The sequence below is a fragment of the Leyella stercorea genome (assembly GCF_021531655.1).
On sequence record NZ_JADYUF010000001.1, the window covers coordinates 160,374 to 181,684 of the forward strand.

The 21,311-nt window shown below is 44.7% G+C and carries 15 protein-coding genes; 8 read left to right on the plus strand and 7 right to left on the minus strand.

Annotation, left to right across the window (positions count from 1 at the left end):
• Window positions 1-46 precede the first annotated feature (46 nt).
• On the minus strand, window positions 47-970 hold the full coding sequence (locus I6E49_RS00675) for an RluA family pseudouridine synthase (RefSeq protein ID WP_235399855.1): 924 nt from the start codon (window positions 968-970) through the stop codon (window positions 47-49).
• Window positions 971-1,195: 225 nt separating this feature from the next.
• Between I6E49_RS00675 and I6E49_RS00680 the strand changes: the two genes are divergently transcribed.
• The 8 genes from I6E49_RS00680 (at window position 1,196) to I6E49_RS14525 (ending at window position 14,869) form a co-directional block, all read left to right on the plus strand.
• On the plus strand, window positions 1,196-2,812 hold the full coding sequence (locus I6E49_RS00680) for an ABC-F family ATP-binding cassette domain-containing protein (RefSeq protein ID WP_235399854.1): 1,617 nt from the start codon (window positions 1,196-1,198) through the stop codon (window positions 2,810-2,812).
• Window positions 2,813-3,009: 197 nt separating this feature from the next.
• Complete coding sequence (locus I6E49_RS00685) at window positions 3,010-3,594, plus strand: nucleotide exchange factor GrpE (RefSeq protein ID WP_235399853.1); 585 nt, start codon at window positions 3,010-3,012, stop codon at window positions 3,592-3,594.
• Between the two features lie 28 nt (window positions 3,595-3,622).
• Window positions 3,623-4,795 (plus strand): molecular chaperone DnaJ, encoded by a 1,173-nt coding sequence (gene dnaJ / locus I6E49_RS00690; protein WP_235399852.1) that lies wholly within the window; start codon window positions 3,623-3,625, stop codon window positions 4,793-4,795.
• Window positions 4,796-4,889: 94 nt separating this feature from the next.
• Window positions 4,890-6,185 (plus strand): bifunctional folylpolyglutamate synthase/dihydrofolate synthase, encoded by a 1,296-nt coding sequence (locus I6E49_RS00695; RefSeq protein WP_235399851.1) that lies wholly within the window; start codon window positions 4,890-4,892, stop codon window positions 6,183-6,185.
• A 425-nt stretch (window positions 6,186-6,610) separates the two neighbouring features.
• A complete protein-coding gene (locus I6E49_RS00700) occupies window positions 6,611-7,702 on the plus strand; it encodes an aldose epimerase family protein (RefSeq protein WP_235393324.1) in 1,092 nt (363 codons plus the stop codon).
• A 47-nt stretch (window positions 7,703-7,749) separates the two neighbouring features.
• The gene (locus I6E49_RS00705; protein WP_235399850.1) at window positions 7,750-9,051 is read left to right on the plus strand and encodes an MFS transporter; all 1,302 of its coding nucleotides are present in this window, start codon (window positions 7,750-7,752) and stop codon (window positions 9,049-9,051) included.
• Window positions 9,052-9,139: 88 nt separating this feature from the next.
• The gene (gene galK, locus I6E49_RS00710; protein WP_235399849.1) at window positions 9,140-10,300 is read left to right on the plus strand and encodes a galactokinase; all 1,161 of its coding nucleotides are present in this window, start codon (window positions 9,140-9,142) and stop codon (window positions 10,298-10,300) included.
• 285 nt (window positions 10,301-10,585) lie between these two features.
• Complete coding sequence (locus I6E49_RS14525; RefSeq protein WP_235399848.1) at window positions 10,586-14,869, plus strand: translocation/assembly module TamB domain-containing protein; 4,284 nt, start codon at window positions 10,586-10,588, stop codon at window positions 14,867-14,869.
• Window positions 14,870-15,165: 296 nt separating this feature from the next.
• Here I6E49_RS14525 and I6E49_RS00720 read toward each other — a convergent pair whose 3' ends face one another.
• From I6E49_RS00720 to panB, 6 genes are all read right to left on the minus strand, one after another.
• Window positions 15,166-16,740, minus strand: a complete 1,575-nt coding sequence (locus I6E49_RS00720; RefSeq protein WP_235399847.1) for an Rne/Rng family ribonuclease — start codon at window positions 16,738-16,740, stop codon at window positions 15,166-15,168.
• 275 nt (window positions 16,741-17,015) lie between these two features.
• A complete protein-coding gene (locus I6E49_RS00725; protein WP_235399846.1) occupies window positions 17,016-17,306 on the minus strand; it encodes an HU family DNA-binding protein in 291 nt (96 codons plus the stop codon).
• Between the two features lie 197 nt (window positions 17,307-17,503).
• Window positions 17,504-18,856: an MATE family efflux transporter gene (locus tag I6E49_RS00730; protein ID WP_235399845.1), complete on the minus strand. Its 1,353-nt coding sequence runs from the start codon at window positions 18,854-18,856 to the stop codon at window positions 17,504-17,506.
• A 37-nt stretch (window positions 18,857-18,893) separates the two neighbouring features.
• The gene (locus I6E49_RS00735) at window positions 18,894-19,226 is read right to left on the minus strand and encodes a cupin domain-containing protein (protein ID WP_235399844.1); all 333 of its coding nucleotides are present in this window, start codon (window positions 19,224-19,226) and stop codon (window positions 18,894-18,896) included.
• 60 nt (window positions 19,227-19,286) lie between these two features.
• Window positions 19,287-20,483, minus strand: coding sequence for an MFS transporter (locus tag I6E49_RS00740; RefSeq protein WP_235399843.1), 1,197 nt, complete (start codon window positions 20,481-20,483; stop codon window positions 19,287-19,289).
• Entirely contained in the window at window positions 20,483-21,304 is an 822-nt protein-coding gene (gene panB / locus I6E49_RS00745) for a 3-methyl-2-oxobutanoate hydroxymethyltransferase (RefSeq protein WP_235399842.1), read from the minus strand. The genes I6E49_RS00740 and panB overlap by 1 nt, the downstream gene beginning before the upstream one ends.
• Window positions 21,305-21,311: the final 7 nt, after the last annotated feature.

The following is a 21,311-nucleotide window of genomic DNA, read 5'->3' on the forward strand; positions in this document are numbered from 1 at the left end:
TTATTCACCGATGCAAATTTTATGCCACGACTACAAGCACATGCTACTATTTGAACAGACTGCGGAATGCGGTAGGTATAGGTGTGGTAAAGTCCATACGTTCGCCCGTTACGGGGTGGGTGAAACACAGCATATACGCATGTAGGCAAAGACGATGCAACGGGTCGTCACCATTGCCATATTTTATGTCACCACAGACAGGATGTCCCATGTCGGCAGAATGTACACGTATCTGATTCTTTCTGCCAGTTTCAAGTTTGTATTCTACCAGAGTGTGCTCAGTAGTGCGGTTGAGTACGTGGTAGTGTGTCACCGCATATTTGCCTCCATTGTCAACGGGTGATGAATATGTGATGTAGGCTTTGCTGTCCTTAAGCCAATTGGCTATAGTGCCGTTATCGTCCTTCATCTCGCCACTTGTCACAGCTACATAGCGGCGGTCGTACACTATCTGGTGCCAGTTGTGCTCAAGTATCTGTTCGGTGTCAATGTCTTTGGCGTAAATCATAAGGCCAGAAGTATCGCGGTCAAGACGGTGTACCACATGTGCGCGACATTTCTGGTGCGACTTGGCAAAGTAATCGTCGAGTACCGACTTTACATTTAACGAAGAGTGGCCTGCCGCCATAGAGAGGATGCCTATGTTCTTTTCTATTACTACAATCCAACGGTCTTCATATACAATCTTGACAAACTTGTTCTTGAAATCGCTCTTGCGTTTATGGCGGCTAACGCTTATTGTGTCGCCGGCCTTCAATGGGGTGTCAAACTGTGTGACTACCTTGCCGTTGATTCTGATTCCATGTCCCTGCAGTATGGCCTTGGTCTTGGAGCGGCTTTCGCCTATAGTATTGAGAAGGTATTCAAGCAGAGGGGCTGGTTGGCTACCATTGAAAGTGTACAAAGTACTGTCAGAGTTGCTTCTCTGTATACCAGAACTATTTCGTGTGTTGTTTTTATTTGATGCCATAAAATAATTTGAATTATATGTTGCAAAGGTACATATTTTTGTTCGCAACTTAACAATATGAGTAAAACTTCATTTGCGAAAATCTGTTAATTAAAGTCTGTATTCTATGCTTAGAGCCCGTACAATATATATATATACAATTTGCCGGTACGAAAAAAAATGAGTAACTTTGCATGCAAATACTTGGTTATTTATTAAAATTCAATTAATTACAAATAATAGTCAATGATAACAGTTAGCAATCTCGCGATACAGTTCGGTAAGAGAGTATTATACAAGGATGTTAATCTGAAATTTACAGCAGGTAATATTTATGGTGTTATTGGTGCCAATGGCGCCGGCAAATCTACACTTCTGCGCGCAATTAGCGGCGATCTGGAGCCTAATAAGGGTTCGGTAGAACTTGGCCCAGGCGAGCGTCTCTCAGTGCTTGAACAGGACCACTTCAAATTTGACGAATATCGTGTTCTCGATACTGTTCTTATGGGTCATGAGCCACTTTGGAATAACATGAAGGAGCGTGAGGCGCTTTACTCAAAGTTGGAAATGACCGAAGAGGACGGCAACCGTGCTGCTGATCTTGAACTCAAGTTTGCCGAAATGGATGGCTGGGAGGCAGAGAGCAATGCTGCCCAGATGCTTGCCAATCTTGGCATACCTGAGGCATTGCACGAGAAGCAGATGAGCGAACTTTCTAATAATGAGAAGGTACGTGTCATGCTTGCAAAGGCTCTCTTTGGCAATCCAGACAACCTCTTGCTCGACGAGCCTACCAACGACCTTGACCTCGACACCGTACAGTGGCTTGAGGAATATCTTAGCAATGTGGAGCAGACTGTGCTTGTGGTTAGTCACGACCGTCACTTCCTTGACGCTGTAAGTACACAGACTGTAGATATCGACTTTGGTAAGGTTACGGTATTTGCCGGAAACTATTCTTTCTGGTATGAGAGCTCACAGTTGGCTTTGCGTCAGCAGCAGAACCAGCGCCAGAAGGCTGAAGAGAAGCGTAAGGAGCTTGAGGAGTTTATTCGTCGTTTCTCTGCCAATGTGGCAAAGAGTAAGCAGACCACTTCGCGTAAGAAAATGCTTGAGAAGCTTAACGTTGAGGAAATCCGTCCGTCAAGCCGTAAATATCCAGGCATCATCTTCCAGATGGAGCGCGAGCCGGGCAATCAGATTCTTGAGGTAGAAGGACTTAAGGCTGTTGACGAGGATGGAACTGTATTGTTCGACAATGTTAACTTCAACATCGAGAAGGGAGAGAAGGTAGTGTTCCTTAGCCATAACCCTAAGGCTATGACAGCTCTCTTTGAGATAATAAACGGCAATCGTGAAGCTGCTGCCGGTACATTCAAGTGGGGCGTGACAATAACAACTGCCTACCTGCCACTTGACAATACCGAATTCTTCAAGAGCGACAAGAACCTCGTAGACTGGCTCTCACAGTACGGTCCGGGCAATGAGGTCGTGATGAAGGGATTCCTTGGACGTATGCTCTTCTCTGGCGAAGATGTGCTCAAGAAGGTGAACGTACTCTCGGGAGGCGAGCGTATGAGATGTATGATAGCACGCATGCAGCTGAAGAATGCCAACTGTCTGATTCTGGACACTCCTACCAACCACTTGGACTTGGAGAGTATCCAGGCTTTCAACAACAACCTCGTAGGATTCAAGGGAAACATTCTTTTCTCAAGCCACGACCACGAGTTTATCCAGACTGTTGCTAACCGCATAATCGAGCTTACACCGAATGGTACAATCGATAAGCTTATGGATTATGACGACTATATATACAGCGAAGACATCAAGGCCCTGAAGGCACAGATGTATAATAAATAATGTATAAGTAATATAGTGTGTCGCAGACATGCTGATATGTGAAATATAATACGAGTAGGCAACTTTATGCAGACGTATAATTAATGTGACAGTCTGTATCTTTGTCTACTCGTATGTTTTTCTGTGCATATGTTTCAATTTGGCAAGGATTTTGTAGTGTACTTTAGAAAACGTATTTTACTAAGAACAAAAGCGAAATGAAAAATAACGATAAAACAGAAGAGAAAGACATTGAAGTTAAGGACGGAAATGTAGAAGCTACAGCAACTGAAGGTGCCAATGAGGCAGAAACAACTGACCGTAACGAGGAAATGACAGAAGAAAACAGTGACGTGAATGCCAAACTTGAGGCAGCCGAAAAAGAGATTGAGCAATTGCGCGACCGCTATTTGCGTACAGCAGCCGAGTTTGACAATTACAAGAAGCGTACACTTAAGGAGAAAGCAGAATTGCTGCTTAACGGAAGCGAGAAGACTGTTTGCGCTGTTCTTCCAGTATTGGACGATTTCGAGCGTGCACTTGCTACCGATACCGGCGATGCTCAGGCTGTTAGGGATGGCATGCAGCTTATATTCAACAAGTTCAAGAAGGTTCTTGAGTCAATCGGTGTAAAGAAAATTGAAACCGAAGGGCAGGACTTTAACGTCGACTATCATGAGGCTGTTGCTATGGTTCCGGGTATGGGCGACGACAATAAAGGCAAGGTTATAGATTGTCTGCAGACAGGATATAAGCTTAATGACAAAGTGATACGTCACGCCAAGGTGGCTGTCGGACAGTAAGTAGTAAACAATCTTCAATATTAATGCAATGGCAAAAAGAGACTATTACGAAGTACTTGGCGTTAGCAAGACTGCCACAGATGACGAGATAAAGAAGGCTTACCGCAAAATAGCCATAAAGTATCATCCAGACAAGAATCCAGGCGACAAGGAGGCTGAGGAGAAATTCAAGGAGGCTGCCGAGGCTTATGATGTGCTGCATGATGCTAACAAGCGCCAGCAGTATGACCAGTTCGGCTTTGACGCTCCCGGTGGTGGTAGCGGCTTTGGAGGTTTCGGCGGAGGCGGCAGCTTCTCAATGGACGACATCTTCTCTATGTTTGGCGATGTATTTGGCGGACATGGGGGTGGCTTTGGAGGATTTGAAGGCTTCGGTGGAGGCGGACAAAGACAAAAGCCACAATATCGTGGAGCCGATTTGCGCATAAAGGTTAATCTGACACTTCAGGAAATAGCAACTGGTGTCACCAAGAAATTCAAGGTTAAGAAATATGTGCAATGTCAGCATTGTCATGGTACTGGAGCTGAAGGCGGAAGCGGCAGCGAGACCTGTCCCACATGCCATGGTAGCGGAGTAGTGACACGTACTGTCAGAACAATGCTCGGTATGATGCAGACCCAGTCGGAATGTCCTACATGTAATGGTGAAGGCACTATTATAAAGAACAAATGTAAGGAATGTGGCGGTAGTGGCATCGTAAAAGGCGAGGAAGTTGTTGAGATAAAGATTCCTGCCGGCGTAGCTGAGGGTATGGTGGTCAATGTTCCTGGTAAGGGAAATGCTGGTCAGCACAATGGTGTGAATGGCAACATACAGGTTTATATCACGGAAGAGCCTAACGACACTTTCGTTCGTGACGGAAACGATGTGATTTACAATCTCCTTCTTGACTTCCCGACTGCTGTTCTTGGTGGAACAGTAGAAGTACCGACTATTGACGGAGGTAAGGTGAAGATAAAGATTGAAGCCGGAACACAGCCCGGCAAGACGTTACGCTTACGTGGCAAGGGCTTACCATCTGTACAGGGCTATGGTAATGGTACTGGCGACTTGGTTGTCAACATCAGCGTGTACATTCCTAAGGAACTCTCGTCAAGCGAGAAGAAGGCTATTGAATCCTTCCGCGATAGCGACAACTTCAAGGGTGACAAAGAGACAAAGAAGTCTATTTTTGACCGTTTCAAGAATTACTTTAACTAAATCATCATAAAAACGGATGTGCCAAATGCGATTGGGCTATGCTCCAGTTGACTTATGGTGCATCCTTTTTTGTATCTATAAATAAAGAAACACAATGGATTACAAGCAAACGGTTGAATATCTCTTCAACTCAACTCCTGTATTTGAGAAGGTGGGAGCTTCGGCTTACAAGGAAGGATTGTTCAATACTTTGGCTTTGGATGAGCATTTCGGACATCCTCATAGAAATTTCAAGTCAATACATATTGCCGGAACCAACGGCAAGGGTTCGTGCTCGCATACGCTTGCTGCCATTCTGCAGTTGGCTGGGTATAGGGTGGGACTCTACACATCGCCACATCTTGTGGATTTTCGTGAGCGCATACGTGTCAATGGGCTATGTATAGACGAGCAATACGTAATAGATTTCGTAGAGAATGAGCGTGATTTCTTCGAACCTCTGCATCCTTCATTCTTCGAACTGACAACGGCTCTGGCATTCAAGTATTTTGCCGAACAGAAGGTGGATATCGCCATTATAGAAGTAGGCTTGGGTGGACGCCTCGATTGTACCAATATCATCACGCCTATTATATCTGTCATTACCAATATCAGTCTGGACCATACCATGTTTCTTGGAGATACACTGGCTAAGATTGCGGCAGAGAAAGCAGGAATAATCAAGCATAACGTGCCAGTTGTTATCGGGGAAGCCAACGATGAAACTCGTCCCGTTTTTGAACGTGTGGCATATGAACGGAATTCCTCAATAGTATTTGCAGAAGACTCTTCTGACGTAGTTTCAGCAAAGATTGACGGATTATGCGGAATAGATTATATCACAACTGGTTATGGCAACTTTAAGGGCTCCTTAGGAGGCTCTTATCAAGTGAAGAATGCCAACACAGTACTACACGTTGTAGACATGCTTCGCACACGGAATATAAACCTATCTACAGCCAATGTGCAAAAGGGATTTGAGGAGGTGTGCAGACTTACCGGTCTTATGGGACGATGGCAGACAGTATGTCATGAACCACTTGTGGTGTGTGACACCGGACATAATGAAGGGGGATGGCAGTATTTGGGCAAGCAGATACTTCAACCTGAATGCAAGACACGTCGTATCGTCTTCGGAATGGTAGACGACAAGGATATCGACCATGTGATGAACCACCTCCCTAATGATGCTGCTTACTACTTCACCAGAGCCACCACACACAGGGCTATACCCGAGACTAAGGTGCAGGAATATGGCAAACGGCACAATCTGCACGGCAATTGTTATGGTAGCGTAGCCGAAGCGTACGAGGCGGCCTTGTCGGATGCAGACCCGAAGGATTTCATCTTCGTAGGAGGCAGCAGCTATGTTGTTGCTGATTTCCTGGAGCATTTGCAGCAAAACAAGTAGGGTAGGAGTCCTGCTTTGTTTTGTTATTCTTTAGGTATTTTACTTTGCTACATCTCCGTTATGCCTTCGTTCGTGCTTCGTTCATTCTCCGTAGTGAACTCGATCATCCTCCGTAGTGAACTCGATCATCCTTCGTTAGCGGAGCGAAAACATAACGAAGGCAAAACGAAGACATAACGGACGTATAACGAATGCATAACGGAGATGTAGCGAAGAGCTAATGAAGGAGGAACGATTGGATTTATAATAGAAATTATAGCTTTAAATATATTGACATTTTTACACTTCAGTCATTTAATCATAAGGAAGAGTTGCAATTAATTGTTTTTAACGAACGTTTGTTGACTTTTTTGTGCCTTTCCCTTGGGCAATACGTTTTTTTTTGGTTACTTTGCAACAACGTTAACAAACTAAAAACTTGAATTATGAATAACACTACAGAGACAGAAAACATCTGTGGTCTGAAAAGAAGTGACTTTCAGACTACTATCGGCGGTAAGCAAACTGATCTTTATATACTCAAGAACAGTCAGGGCAATGAAGTTGCTATAACCAACTATGGTGGAGCAATCGTTGCTATTATGGTGCCGGATAAGAATGGAAAACACGCCAATGTTATCCAGGGCCATGACAACATTCAGGATGTAATCAATTCGCCCGAGCCTTATCTTTCAACACTTGTTGGACGCTACGGCAACAGAATCTGCAAAGGACAGTTCCAGCTCAACGGCAAGGTATATCATCTCCCCATCAACAATGGTCCTAACTGTCTGCATGGCGGCAAGAAAGGCTACAATGCCAAGGTTTGGGAAGCATTACAGATGAACGCACAGACATTGGTGCTGAAGTACACAAGCCCCTATGGCGAAGAAGGCTTCTCGGGAGAGGTGAAGGTGACTGTAGAATATTCGTTCACCGACGACAACGAGCTTGTAATAGAGTATATGGCAAAGACAAACAAGAAGACCGTGATTAACCTTACAAGCCATGGATTCTTCTCACTTGCTGGCATTGCCAACCCGACACCTGCCATTGACAATCTCGAGTGCGAGATCAATGCCGACTTCTATCTGCCTATTGACGATACATCAATACCAACTGGTGAAATTCGCATGGTTAAGGGAACTCCGTTCGATTTCCGTTCGCCGAAACCAGTAGGCCAGGATATTGATGCTGACGATGAGCAGATAAAGAATGGCGCAGGCTACGACCATTGCTTTGTACTTAACAAGGCTGAAGAAGGTGAGTTGAGCTTTGCTGCAAAAATCAAGGAACCAGTGAGTGGCCGAACAATGGAAGTTTATACAACAGAACCTGGAGTGCAGGTTTATACAGACAACTGGGCCGACGGCTACAAGGGACAGAATGGAGCTACATTCCCGCGTCGTAGTGCTATCTGCTTCGAGGCACAGCATTTCCCCGACAGTCCCAATCGTCCTTACTTCCCGTCTGTAGTGCTTAATCCTGGTGAGGAGTACACACAGAAGACAATCTATAAGTTTGGAGTTTCTTTATAACAATAATCTAAATAAATCATAACATAACTAAAACAACAAACAAAACAATGGAAAATTCCAAAAAAAAACAAGGCAGTATTATTGCTATTTTTGCAATGATATTTCTCTTTGCAATGATTGCCTTTGTGACAAACCTCTGTTCACCAATGGCCATCATATTGAAAAATGCTTTCCAGGTGCCTGAGAGCTTGGCACAGGTTGGCAACTATGGCAACTTTGGCGCTTACCTTCTTATGGGTGTTCCTGCAGGTATGCTTATCGACAAGATTGGTTATAAGAAGACAGCACTTGCTGCTCTCGTAGTAGGTGTTATCGGTCTGCTTATCCAGTGGGTCAGCGGTTCAATGGGCTTCGTTGTTTACCTTATCGGTGCTTTCATCTCGGGTCTTTGCATGTGTATGCTTAATACAGTAGTAAACCCGATGCTTAACCTTCTCGGTGGTGGTGGTAGTACAGGTAACCAGCTTATCCAGATTGGTGGTGTATTCAACTCAGCAGCTGCTGTATGTGTATACATGCTTATGGGTAGCCTTATCGGCGACGCATCGAAGGCTAAGGTTGCCGATGCTGCTCCTGCACTTTTCATCGCTCTTGCCATCTTCATCTTTGCTCTTGTTGTAATCTTCTTCACCAAGATTCAGGAGCCTCAGCATGCTTCAAGCAATACTGTAAAGGATGTGAACGACAAGTATAGCTGCTATTCATTCCGTCACTTCAAGTTGGGAATGCTTGCTATTGCTGTTTATGGTGCAGTAGAGGTAGGCCCTCCTACTTATATACTTGGATATCTTACATCTGCAAAGGATGCTGTTAACCCAGGTATGGGTATGGATGCTGGTTATTGCGGTACTCTTGCTGCTGTTTACTTTATCTTTATGCTCATCGGCCGTTTCGTTGGTGGCGTAATTGGTGGTAAGGTATCGCCAAAGGCAATGATTGCTACTGTAAGCTTTGTAGCTATGGTTCTTGTTGCTGTGGGTATGGTTCTTCCTACATCTATGACAGTTAGATGTCCTGGTATTGACTATACAACTATGAGCTTTGTATGGGGTGAGGTTCCGGCTGGTATCTTCGCTTTCCTGCTCATCGGTTTGTGTGCTTCAGTAATGTGGGGTGGTATCTTCAACCTTGCAACAGAGGGTCTTGGCAAGTACACAGCAAAGGCTTCTGGCGCATTCATGATGATGGTTGTAGGTTTTGCTGTAATGATCGGTGTTCAGGCTAAGGTTGTTGACTTTACTCACAGTTACATCACCAGCTTCATCGTTGTATTGCTTAGTGCAGCATATATCTTCTATTTCGCACTTTGGGGCTCAAAGAACGTTAATACAGACATTCCTGTAGAATAATAATTATATGGGCTTGCATTTCAAGGTTTCAGTCTTGACGGCAAGCCCAATATTTTAATCTCAATATTAACTAAAAACACAATTTATTATGGATATCGAATTTGTAAGAAGCCGCTTTATCAAGCATTTTGACGGTAAGACTGGAAATATTTATCAGTCACCAGGTCGTATAAACCTCATTGGTGAGCACACTGACTATAATGGCGGATTTGTATTCCCTGGTGCAGTGGACAAGGGTATTATGGCAGAACTTCGTCCGAATGGTACAAACACAATTATGTGTTACTCTATCGACCTTAAGGACCGCGTAGAGTTCAAGGTTGACGATCCTCAGGGACCGCGCGCAAGCTGGGCACGTTATATTTATGGTGTTGTGCAGGAAATGCGCAAGTTGGGTGTTGACGTTAAGGGTTTTAATACTGCATTTGCCGGTGATGTTCCCCTTGGGGCCGGTATGTCTTCATCGGCTGCTCTTGAGAGCTGCTTTGCATTTGCTTTGAACGACTTGTTTGGTGACAATAAGGTGAGCAAGTGGGATATGGCGCTTGCAGGTCAGGCTACAGAGCACAACTATTGTGGCGTTAACTGTGGTATCATGGACCAGTTTGCAAGTGTATTCGGAAAAGAGGGTTGCCTCATGCGTCTCGACTGCAACAGCCGTGAGTTTGAATACTTCCCATTCCGTCCTGTAGGCTATAAGCTCGTATTGCTCAATTCTTGTGTTAAGCACGAACTTGCCGGCTCTCCTTACAACGACCGTCGCAACAGCTGCGAGAATGTTGTAAAGCACATCGCTGCAAAGCATCCTGAAGCTAAATTTGACACTCTGCGCGACTGCACATGGGAGCAGCTTGAGGAGGTTAAGGCTGAAGTAGGCGAGGAAGACTACAAGCGTGCTCACTTTGTGCTTGGCGAGAAAGACCGTGTACTTGCTGTTTGTGACGCACTCAACGCTGGCGACTACGAGACTGTAGGCAAGAAGATGTATGAGACTCATGAGGGTCTGAGCAAGGAGTATGAAGTTTCTTGCGAGGAGCTCGACTTCCTCAACGACATTGCCAAGGAAAATGGAGTTACTGGTAGCCGTATCATGGGTGGTGGCTTTGGTGGCTGCACCATCAACCTCGTTAAGGAGGAACTTTACGATAAGTTCATCGCTGATGCCAAGGCTAAGTACTCTGCCAAGTACGGCAAGGAGCCTAAGGTGATTGACGTTGTTATCAGCGACGGTTCACACAAGGTTTGCTAATCAAGTAAGAGGTCGATACAGCCATAATGATTAACCTATATTTATCCCTCTGATTGTCTGATGACAAACAGAGGGATTTTTCTATTGTTTGTTTTCAAATCATTTATTTGTCAAATCCAATGATTTTCTGTAATTTTGTAAATATATTTGACTAAGAACAAACCATAGGATTTTCACGTGTTCAAACGCATAATAAATATAACTATATGGACCTTAATAGGTCTCTACACTTCTGTCATTGTTTTGCTGCACATACCCGTTGTACAGACGTATATAGGAGAATGTGTGGCTAATGTTCTATGCGAGAAATTCGACACTCATGTAAGTGTAGGTCGGGTAGATCTCGGTTTCATCAACCGCCTTATTATTGATGATTCCGAGATGCAGGACCAACAAGGCAAGCAGATGCTGCGTGTATCGCGAATATCGGTGAAGATAAATCTCTTGGCACTTGCTAAGGGGCAGATTGATGTAACGTCAGCACAGTTCTTCGGACTCCAGGCAAATCTTTATAAAACGACACCTGCATCAAAGCCTAATTTCCAGTTTGTAGTGGATTCGCTTGCTTCTAAGGACTCGACAAAACAGAAGACACCGCTTGACCTGCAAATCAATTCTCTTATCATTCGCAATGGTGCTATGCGCTATCGTGTGCTTTCGCATGTCAACAATTCACGTAAGTTCTCGCCCGAGAATATTAATGCTCGCAATATAAGCGCTCATATTATAGTAAACCGCATCACCGACGACTCGCTCAACGTTAAAGTGAAGCGCATAGCTTTTGACGAACGATGTGGATTTAGGATGAAGTCGCTCTCACTGCATGCCGTATACGGTCCTACTGGAGCAAGCGTCAGCAATTTCCGACTTGAGCTGCCAGCAACACTTGTTCAATCAGAGAATATAACATGCTCTTTCAGTCAGAAGAATGGCAAGATAGAGATGCCTACTATACAATTCAAAGGCAGTATTGAAGCGCCAAGCATCAGTTTTGCTGATTTCGCTGGCTTTGTGCCGAAATTGTCAGATATTAAGCAGTGCATGACACTTGCTGCTGATTTTTATGGTACCGGGTCATCGCTCAATGTGACGCGTCTGGAACTTGGTACCAACGATGATGATTTCCATCTGCTGGCTGACGGTGGCATAAAGAATTATCCTGCCGATGCTGCTTGGTTTGCTGATGTTCACCAGTTCAGCGCCAATCATGCTGCCATAGCTTCAGTTGTGTCTACTGCAATTGGCAAGGATGTTCCTGCCATAATATCGCGTATAGGAGATGTCAGCTTGACCGGTTATATAGGAGGCGAGCACAATAAGTTGGCTGCCAATGTCCGTGTGTCTACTTCGCTCGGCAACATAAGAGCAGCTGTGGATAAGTGTAAGAATAGTATCACAGGGCATATAGAAACAGTCGATTTTAATGTTGGAAAGCTGGCAGATGACAACAAACTCGGCCATCTCTCAGCTAACATAAACATACATGGTCAGTCGGAGGATAATATGTCTGCCATAGGTCGTGTTTATAACTTTGACTATAACGGATACAAATACCGCGACATCAATCTTGATGCATCCTATCGCTTCAAGGTTGTAGAGGGAAGGGTGGAGATTGACGATCCTAATGCACAGATTTCAGCTTCCGGGCAATTGAATATTGCAAGCGAGACACCATTGCTTAAGGCAAATGTATCAGTAGGTCGTTTTGCTCCCAATTCATTGCATCTAACACAAAAGTGGCAGTCGACGGCTTTTGCTGCCAATATTTCATGCGATATAAATGGCAGCAGCGTCAACGATGCAGACGGTACAGTAGAGATTCGTGATTTTTCAATGCTTTCGCCAAAAACCGAGTATGGATTGCGAAACGTAACTGTAAGGACAGGATTTGATGGCGACAATCACTTTCTCAATCTCAATAGCGACTTTGGACAGGTTAATATCAATGGACACTTCAATTACAATACTATTGCCCGTAGTGTATTGAATATGGTGGCTGCTAAGTTGCCTACTATTCCTGGACTAACGCGTCAACCACAAAAGGAAGTTAACGATTTCACTATTAACGCTTCCATTTCAAATACGGATTGGATGAAGTATCTGCTCGGTATTCCGCTCGAGATTTACAGCCCGCTTAATATCAGCGGTGAGCTTAATGACAAACACGAGAAGATAGACTTGTGGTGTGACGTACCATCGTTTGCATACGATGGCAACCGTTTTAGCGATGCTTTTGTGAACATTGAGTCGCCTAACGATACTCTTAAGGCCGACATACGTATAAAGAAACTTGCTGACAAGGGCAAGTATATGTCATTGCAACTTAGTGCAGGGGCTTCAGACAATCATCTGAATACGTCGTTGAGTTTCGGCAATAATGAACGTCACCCTCTCAAGGGCGTTATAAATGCCAGTACTGTTTTCGCCAAGAACATTGATGGTGTGTCAACTGCTTATGTAGATGTCCTGCCTTCACGTGCTACGATAGGCGACACTACCTGGCACGTGGCTCCATCCACAATAGTGTATAGCAAGAACCATCTTGAGGTGAACGGCTTCTCGATAAGCCATGGCAACCAGATGCTTGCCATAGATGGAACTGCGACTAACAACTACGAAGACTCGTTGCTTGTAACGCTCAACGATATAGATGTGAGCTATGTCCTTAATCTTGTCAACTTCCATTCGGTCGACTTCTTTGGTATGGCTTCGGGCAATGCCCGTGTGGCAGGAGTATTCAGTGGCAAACCGCAACTGGCAGCCAACCTTAGGGTCAGCGACTTTAAGTTTGAATCAGGACGAATGGGTACGCTCTTTGCCAATGTTGACTACGACTTCGACGAAGGTAACATCAATATCGACGCTGTGGCACAGGACGAAGACGGTCGTCATACTGACATAAATGGCTATGTGTCGCCTAAGCACAACTACATCGACCTTGGCATTGATGCACATCGAACACGTGCCGAGTTTATGGAAAGCTTCTGTGGCTCGTTTATGGATAACGTAGATGCCGATATAAATGGTAAGGTGAACGTAGTAGGACCACTGAACAACATCAACCTTGTAGGAAAAGCTGCTGTAAACGGCTCTATGCGCATGACAGCTCTCAACACTACATACTGGCTGCGTGGCGACTCGGTGACTTTCATTCCCGACGAGATAATATTCAATGGCAATACAATATACGATCATAATGGCAATACAGGCATACTGACCGGAAGCCTTCACCATCAACATCTCACCAACTTGTCGTACGACCTTAACATAAAGACACGTAATCTTCTGGCTTACGACACTAAGACATTTGGTGACAATACCTTCTATGGTACAGCTTATTTTACAGGCGATTGTAGCATTAAGGGTAGGAGTGGCGAAGTTGTAATAGATGTTGATGGCACGCCAGAGAAGAACAGCATGCTGGTGTATAATGTTAGCGACCAAGGGTCTATCGGTTCGAATGACTTCATCAAGTGGACCAAGAATGGCAATGCTGCCTCTGACTCTTCGTATGTGGCAAGAGACGAAAAGGAAGCCGAAACGGATGATATTTCTACAAATATCCGCCTTAACTTCCTAATCAATTGCAATCCGGATGTAACCTTGAAGTTGCTGATGGACCTGCAGACTGGTGACTATATTACGCTCAATGGCGACGGAATGCTCAGGGCATCGTACTTTAACAAGGGTGCTTTCCAGATGTTTGGCAATTATACTGTCGACCATGGAGTGTATAAATTGACTATTCAGAATATTCTGAAGAAAGACTTCGATTTTGTCAAGGGCGGTACCATAACGTTTGGTGGCGACCCTTACAATGCCGTACTCGACCTTAAGGCACAGTACGTATTGAATAGTGTGAGTCTTGCCGACCTCAATATCGGCCGCTCGTTCACCAACAATAATGTACGTGTCAACTGTGTGATGAACATAACGGGCAGTCCATACGCTCCCAAAGTCGACTTTGACCTCGATATGCCATCGCTGAGTAATGATGTAAAGCAAATGGTATATAGTCTGCTCAATGCAGAGGAAGAGAAAAAGCAACAGGTGCTGTATCTGCTTGCAGTCGGACGTTTCTATGCTCAAAACAATAACAATGCCGATGGAAGTACGCCTCAGTATAGCCAGACATCACTTGCGATGCAGAGTTTCTTGAGCGGTACTATAAGCCAGCAGATAAATACCGTACTTAGCAACGTGATAAACAACAACAACTGGAATTTCGGCGCTAATATCTCTACCGGAACTGAGGGTTTCAACAATGCGGAGTACGAAGGACTGCTGTCGGGTCGTTTGCTTAACAATCGTCTGCTTATCAACGGGCAGTTCGGTTATCGCGACAATGATAATGCTACAACCAGCTTTATAGGCGACTTTGACATCAAGTATTTGCTATTCCCCAACGGTAATCTTGCCATCAACGTCTACAACAAGACCAACGACCGTTACTTCACACGCAACAGTCTTAATACTCAAGGTTTGGGTATTATCATGAAGAAAGACTTCAAGCGTATCTCCGACTTGTTCTTCTGGAGAAAGCGTAATAAGGCAAAGGAAGCAAAGTGACGGAGAACTAATGGTGAATGCAAAAATCACATCAATTGGGATGCCTGATTTATGCATATAAGTTATTTGTCAGTATCACATAAGTAACACTCCAGTACCAGTCAAGTGAAACTCCAGTACCACCTATATGAAACTCCAGTACCAGTTAGGCGGTACTGAAAACGGTACTGGAAGCGTGCATCAAGCTTATTGTAATACATAATTAAGAAACAAAACATGAATGACCATAACAATAAAGCCCTGGTTCTCGTAATAGAGCCAGGGCTTTATTGTATTTGGTATTAATGATGATGGAATTATTTGGTTTCAATCTCTTCCTTCATATCAATGAACTGTCGCTTGCTGTCGTAGAATTCGTACTGCAGGAAAGCCAGTTTCTGTGAAGGAACGATATGAACGCCAAGACCATATTTCAACTGCCATTTTCTCTTGAGCGACCATACGCCTTTGTTGATGTAAGCCGCTACATAGGGATGAACGTGCAGGTAGAAAGTCTTAACTCCAATCTTCTTGACAAGTCTGTCAATCTTACTCTCAAGCTGATCTGTAAAGATAATGCTCGGCTTTATCTTTCCCTTGCCGAAGCATGTAGGGCATACCTCCTCAACATTTACGTCCATTGCCGGACGTACACGCTGGCGTGTAATCTGCATTAAGCCGAACTTGCTTAATGGCAGAATGTTGTGTCGGGCTCTGTCCTTCTGCATGTTCTTGCACATGCGTTCGTAGAGAAGTTGACGGTCTTCCGCAAGGTTCATGTCGATGAAGTCGACAACAATGATACCTCCCATGTCGCGCAATCGTAACTGTCTTGCCAATTCGTCGGCAGCGCCAAGGTTAACATCAAGGGCATTGGCTTCTTGTCCGTTGTCCGAGTGTGATCGGTTGCCGCTGTTTACGTCGACTACGTGAAGGGCTTCTGTATGTTCTATAATCAGATACGCACCATGCTTATAATTAACGGTTTTACCAAAGCTTGACTTAATCTGTTTGGTAACATTAAAATTGTCGAAGATAGGAACCGTACCAGTATATAATTTCACTATGCCTGCTTTCTCTGGGGCGATGAGTGATACATAGTGTTTTACTTCATGAAAAACATCCTCGTCATTGACGTATATGTTTTCGTATGTGGGGTTGAATAAGTCGCGTAGCATTGCTACGGCACGTCCTGTCTCTTCGAATATCAGTTGTGGGCGCTTCTGTGTTTTCTGCACTTTTATGAGTGCGTCTTCCCATCGCTTGGTGAGAATCTTCATTTCTGCGTCAAGTTCAGCGACACGTTTTCCCTCAGCAACAGTGCGTACAATTACTCCGCAATTCTTTGGTTTGATGCTGTTGATGAGTTGTTTCAGTCGTGCGCGTTCTTCGCCGCTTTTGATTTTTGATGATACAGAAACCTTGTCGCCGAAAGGCATAAGTACGAGATAGCGTCCTGCGAAACTTAGTTCGCCAGTAAGTCGTGGACCTTTGGTAGAAATCGGTTCTTTTACGATTTGCACCAGTACTTCCTCGCCAACCTTCAATGTGTTTTGCACGCTTCCTTCTTTCTTAAGGTCGGGTAGGCGAGTGGCTTTAGCGAAAGGATAGAGTTTCTTGCGGTCGCTCTGTACTTGCTTGAGATACTTCTCGTAAGAGTTGAATTGATTGCCTAAATCAAGATAATGGAGAAAAGCGTCACGTTCGTAACCTACGTCCACGAAACTGGCGTTCAATCCGGGCATAAGTTTCTTTACTTTTGCAATATAGATGTTGCCAACAGAGAAAGAGGCAGAGCGTGGTTCTGTCTGATATTCCACAAGTCGCTTGTCTTCAAGCAGGGCTATGGAAATCTCTTTCTGTTGAACGTCAATTACAACTTCGCTAGTCATTTCTCTTTTAGTTTATTATTTAGGTGACTTTACTTTAAAAGATTGGGGGCGCGCCAAAGCCACTGCGTATGCATTGTGATTGACGCGCCCCCATTGTTTTTTGGAACTTACCCTTTATGGGCAGGCTTGCTTACTTGCTCTTATGTCTGTTCTTACGTAATCTTTTTTTACGCTTGTGAGTAGCCATCTTGTGTCCCTTTTTTTTCTTTCCGTTTGGCATAACTTTAATTTTTTATTGTTAATATATTACTGAATAATGTTTTTTATGTTTTCTCTTATTCCATTGTTGCGTTCTTCATCTCCTCTACAAAGCACTTTGCAGGCTTGAAGCTCGGCTGGTCGTGTGCTCCTATTTTCATTGTAGTCTTTTTCAAGATATTGCGAGCTGTTTTGGCAGCGCGATGCTTAATGATAAAACTTCCAAATCCACGCAGGTAAACATTTTCCTTGTTTGACAACAAGCTGTCCTTGATATTCTCCATGAAACTTTCTACGACAACCGAAACGTCCTTCTTTTGTAATCCTGTGCTTTCGGCAATTTTGTTAATGATATCTGCTTTAGTCATTTGAATGTATATGTTTTTATATTTTACGTATAAAATTAGCCCTTTACTTTACTCTAAGGACGTGCAAAGATACGAGTTTTTCGTGTGATATGAAAATATATTGCCTACTTTTTTTTGAGTTCAGACGCTTTATTCATAGTCCGAACTCATTTGTTTTCATATCATTAACTAAATAGGGTAGTTGTTGGAGGGTGATTTTAGGCTGTACGTGTCGACATATGTTTTCTTGCCGTAAGATAAAACGCTATGCTCACCATCATTCCGGTAGCTATCCATGATACGGGATAGACAAGCATTATTGTGCCGAAACCAGTCCATACGGGACATACTGCGTACACCCATATAATGCGCAGCAGACAGGTGCCGAAAACAGTCAGTATTGTCGGCTGCATCGACTTGCCCATACCTCGCAGGGCAGAGGCTGATATTTCATAGCTGCAGGCTATGAACTGGAATGCGAGCACCGTCTCCATACGTATTTTGCCATAAGCCTGTACTGTAGGATCGCTTGAGAAGAATGACAGGAAGAATTTGTGCTGCCAGGTGAACAGACCGTTCAACCCCCCGCAACACACAATGCTCATGCCCATACATATCCAGAATATGCGTTTTACGCGCTCTGTATTTCCTGCTCCATAATTCTGTCCGATGAATGTTATTGCGGCACCATTGAATGCGCATATCACAAAATAGCAGTAGTATTCAAAGTTCAACGCTGCTGCCGAGCCAGCTATTGCATCGGCACCGTGACTGTTTATTGCCGACTGAAGCAGAACATTTGATATGGAGAACACCATGCCTTGCAGTCCGGCTGGTATGCCAATGATAAGCATCCTCTTCAGTTCGCTCCAATATATCTTAGCGTCTCTAATATGTATTCTATATGGTTCCTTTTCGTTTTGCAGCAGATGTATAATGAGCATAGCGCTTATTGCATTGGCAATACCAGTAGCTATGGCCACTCCTTCAACCCCCATTTTCAGTACAATGACAAAGAAAAGGTTGAGTATGGCGTTGGCAACTCCCGCTACAACAAGAATATATAAGGGACGTCGTGTGTCGCCCATACTGCGTAGTATTGCTGCTCCGAAGTTGAAAACGAGAAAGAAAGGGATACTAAGAAAATAAATCTGCAGGTATTTGATGGCCATTGGAAGTACGTCGTCAGGAGTACCCATAAGTGTCAAAATGGGCTTTGCTGCAGCTATTCCAATGACCATTAGTATGAGTCCGCTCACAACTGACACCATCTCAATAGTCCTTATTGATTTCTGTATGCTGTCGGTATCGTTTTGACCGATGTGGTTGGATATAATCACATTGGCTCCCATAGACACGCCAAGAAAAAGATTGATAAGCAGGCTTATTACCGGACCGTTACTTCCTACGGCAGCCAGTGCCTGCTTGCTGGCAAAGTGTCCGACTACAGCCACGTCCACCGAGTTGAAGATTTGCTGCAGCACGCTGCTTGCGGCAAGCGGTAGTGAGAACATCAGAATCTTCAGGAACAGCGGTCCGTGAAGCATATCTATTTCATTGGATTTAGCCATCTTCTGCGATTTATCCTTGTTTGTACCAGGTTGGCATCTACTTCGTTTCGGGTACAATAGCAAAGAACTCTGCGTCTTCGTTGGTACGGTTTTCGGCTGTGTGTGTGTGGTTGCATGGACAGTAGTGTACGTCGCCTGCATATGCCGTCTCTTCCTTATCGTCGTATATAAAAGTTATTTCACCTTTTAATATGTACATCACCTCGCAGTTGCCGTTGTGTGTATGTATGCCTATTGAACTTCCTGCCGGCAGCGTATTGAGCATAATCTTCACCTTTCCGTCGTCAGCAAGCTTGGTTACGAAGTCGCCTTTACCACCTTTGAAGCCATCAACGTGCTTGGCTTCAATCTCCTTGAAATTGATAATCATAATATATCCTCCTTTTTTATTATGTGTTTTAGTGCGCCGTCTGTAGTTTGGCGCTTAGTATTATGCATGATAGTCCTTATGACCTTTTTTGACAATGGCGTTGACACAGCACATCAAAGTGGCCACAACAAACAGCATGAGTGCCAGATGAGCACCGTAAGCGGCTTGGCTTCCCAGTCCATACTCGCCAGCCCATCCTATGGCTATACCTACAAACAGTCCTCCGTCGCTTGCCATGAAGTATGTACTTTCTACGGTGCTTCGCTGGCAGTGGCTGCTGTGGTCGAGCAGCTTGTATAGCTGTTCGGAGCAAGTCATTCCGTATCCCAAGCCCAATACCATTGGTTTTAGCGTGTCATCGAGCATTCCGTTATGTATTGCCATTGCTCCTATAGCCACGAGAATGCAGGCATTGCCCACGGCAGACGTAAATTTGCCAGTGCGTACAGCCTTATATTTTAGCAGTATTATAGCTATTACGAATCCTACGGCAATTGACGAAAGAAATTCGATGTTCATATGTGTGGCCATCACTATTCCGAGTGATGCACCCATAAGTGTTATGACAATAGCAACGTTCCAGCCTTGTGGCAGGAAGAAGCGGTCGATTGAAATAATGTGAGTACCTTCTTCAGGGGCACGGAATGGAAATTTCACCATCATTACCAATATTGCCGCCACAAGGGCTGTAGCGGCTCCGATGGCGTAATATACTGTACCTTGCGTCTCTTGGCGTATAAGTATGGCAGCTATAGGGCCTGCCGCCACAGCCAGACGCGATATCCATATAGCTGCATAATTAGCTTCGGTGCGGTGGCACGACTCTGTCTTATCTATCAATAATGTACACGAGAGAACGCGTTTGGCGTGACCAAACACAAAGCCTCCCCAAATGCACGCCGCCATCAGCCATGCTATCTGCGTGGTGTCAATCCGTTTGTTGACAGATACGTCAAATGTAGACATAGCGAGTATTGTAGCGCTTAGACAGAATGTCGATACAAGAAAAACCTTGTTGCGACGGTAGCGTTGTATGAGCCAGCTGCCGAAGAATCCGGAGATTACAATGCCAGCGACAAAAGCCGCCATTGTCAGACATGCCCATTCTGCATCTACATAGTTGTTCCAGTATAGCCTGCATGGCAAGAATGGTATTGTCATATAGCAGGCTACACATAGCAGCAACTCGGCTATTATCAGGAGCGAGAAGTCGCGATTCCACATTTTGTGGTATGTCGGCGTGTACGTATTGTCCATTAATATGATTCAGTTTCGTTAGGGAAGTCGGTCGACTTGACATCGCTGACGTACTGGGCGATGGCAGTAGTCATGACATTGTACAAATCGGCGTATTTTCTTACAAACTTTGGCTTGAAGTTTGGGTCCATGCCTAACATATCGGTGTACACAAGCACCTGTCCGTCGCAGTTGTTGCCTGCACCTATGCCTATGGTGGCACAGCTTACGCTTTCGGTCACCTTCTGTGCAAGTGCAGCCGGGACCTTCTCAAGTACGATACAGAAGCATCCGGCTTCGTCCAAAGCTTTGGCGTCAGACATCAGTTTCTCTGCCTCGGCTTCATCCTTGGCGCGCAGTCCGTATCCGCCGAATTTATGTACACTCTGAGGTGTGAGTCCGAGATGTCCGCTCACGGGTATTCCTGCATCAACCATTCGCTTTATCATCGGGGCAATCTCGGCTCCGCCTTCTATCTTAACGGCATCTACACCGGTCTCCTTCATTATGCGTATAGCGTTGCGCAGACCGTCTTCTTCCGAAACCTGATAGCTGCCGAAAGGCATGTCGCATATTACGAGAGCGTGGCTTACAGCGCGAGCCACTGAGCGTGCGTGATAGATCATTTCGTCTACCGTGATGGGCAGCGTTGTCATATTGCCGTCCATAACGTTAGAAGCCGAGTCGCCTACAAGTATAGCGTCTACTCCGCCAGCGTCAACTATTGATGCTGAAGTATAGTCGTAAGCGGTGAGCCAGCTTATCTTCTCGCCGTTGCGTTTCATATCAAAAAACAGTGGGGCTGTAATCTTCTTCTTGCTTGTGCTTAAATATTCAGACATGTTATTT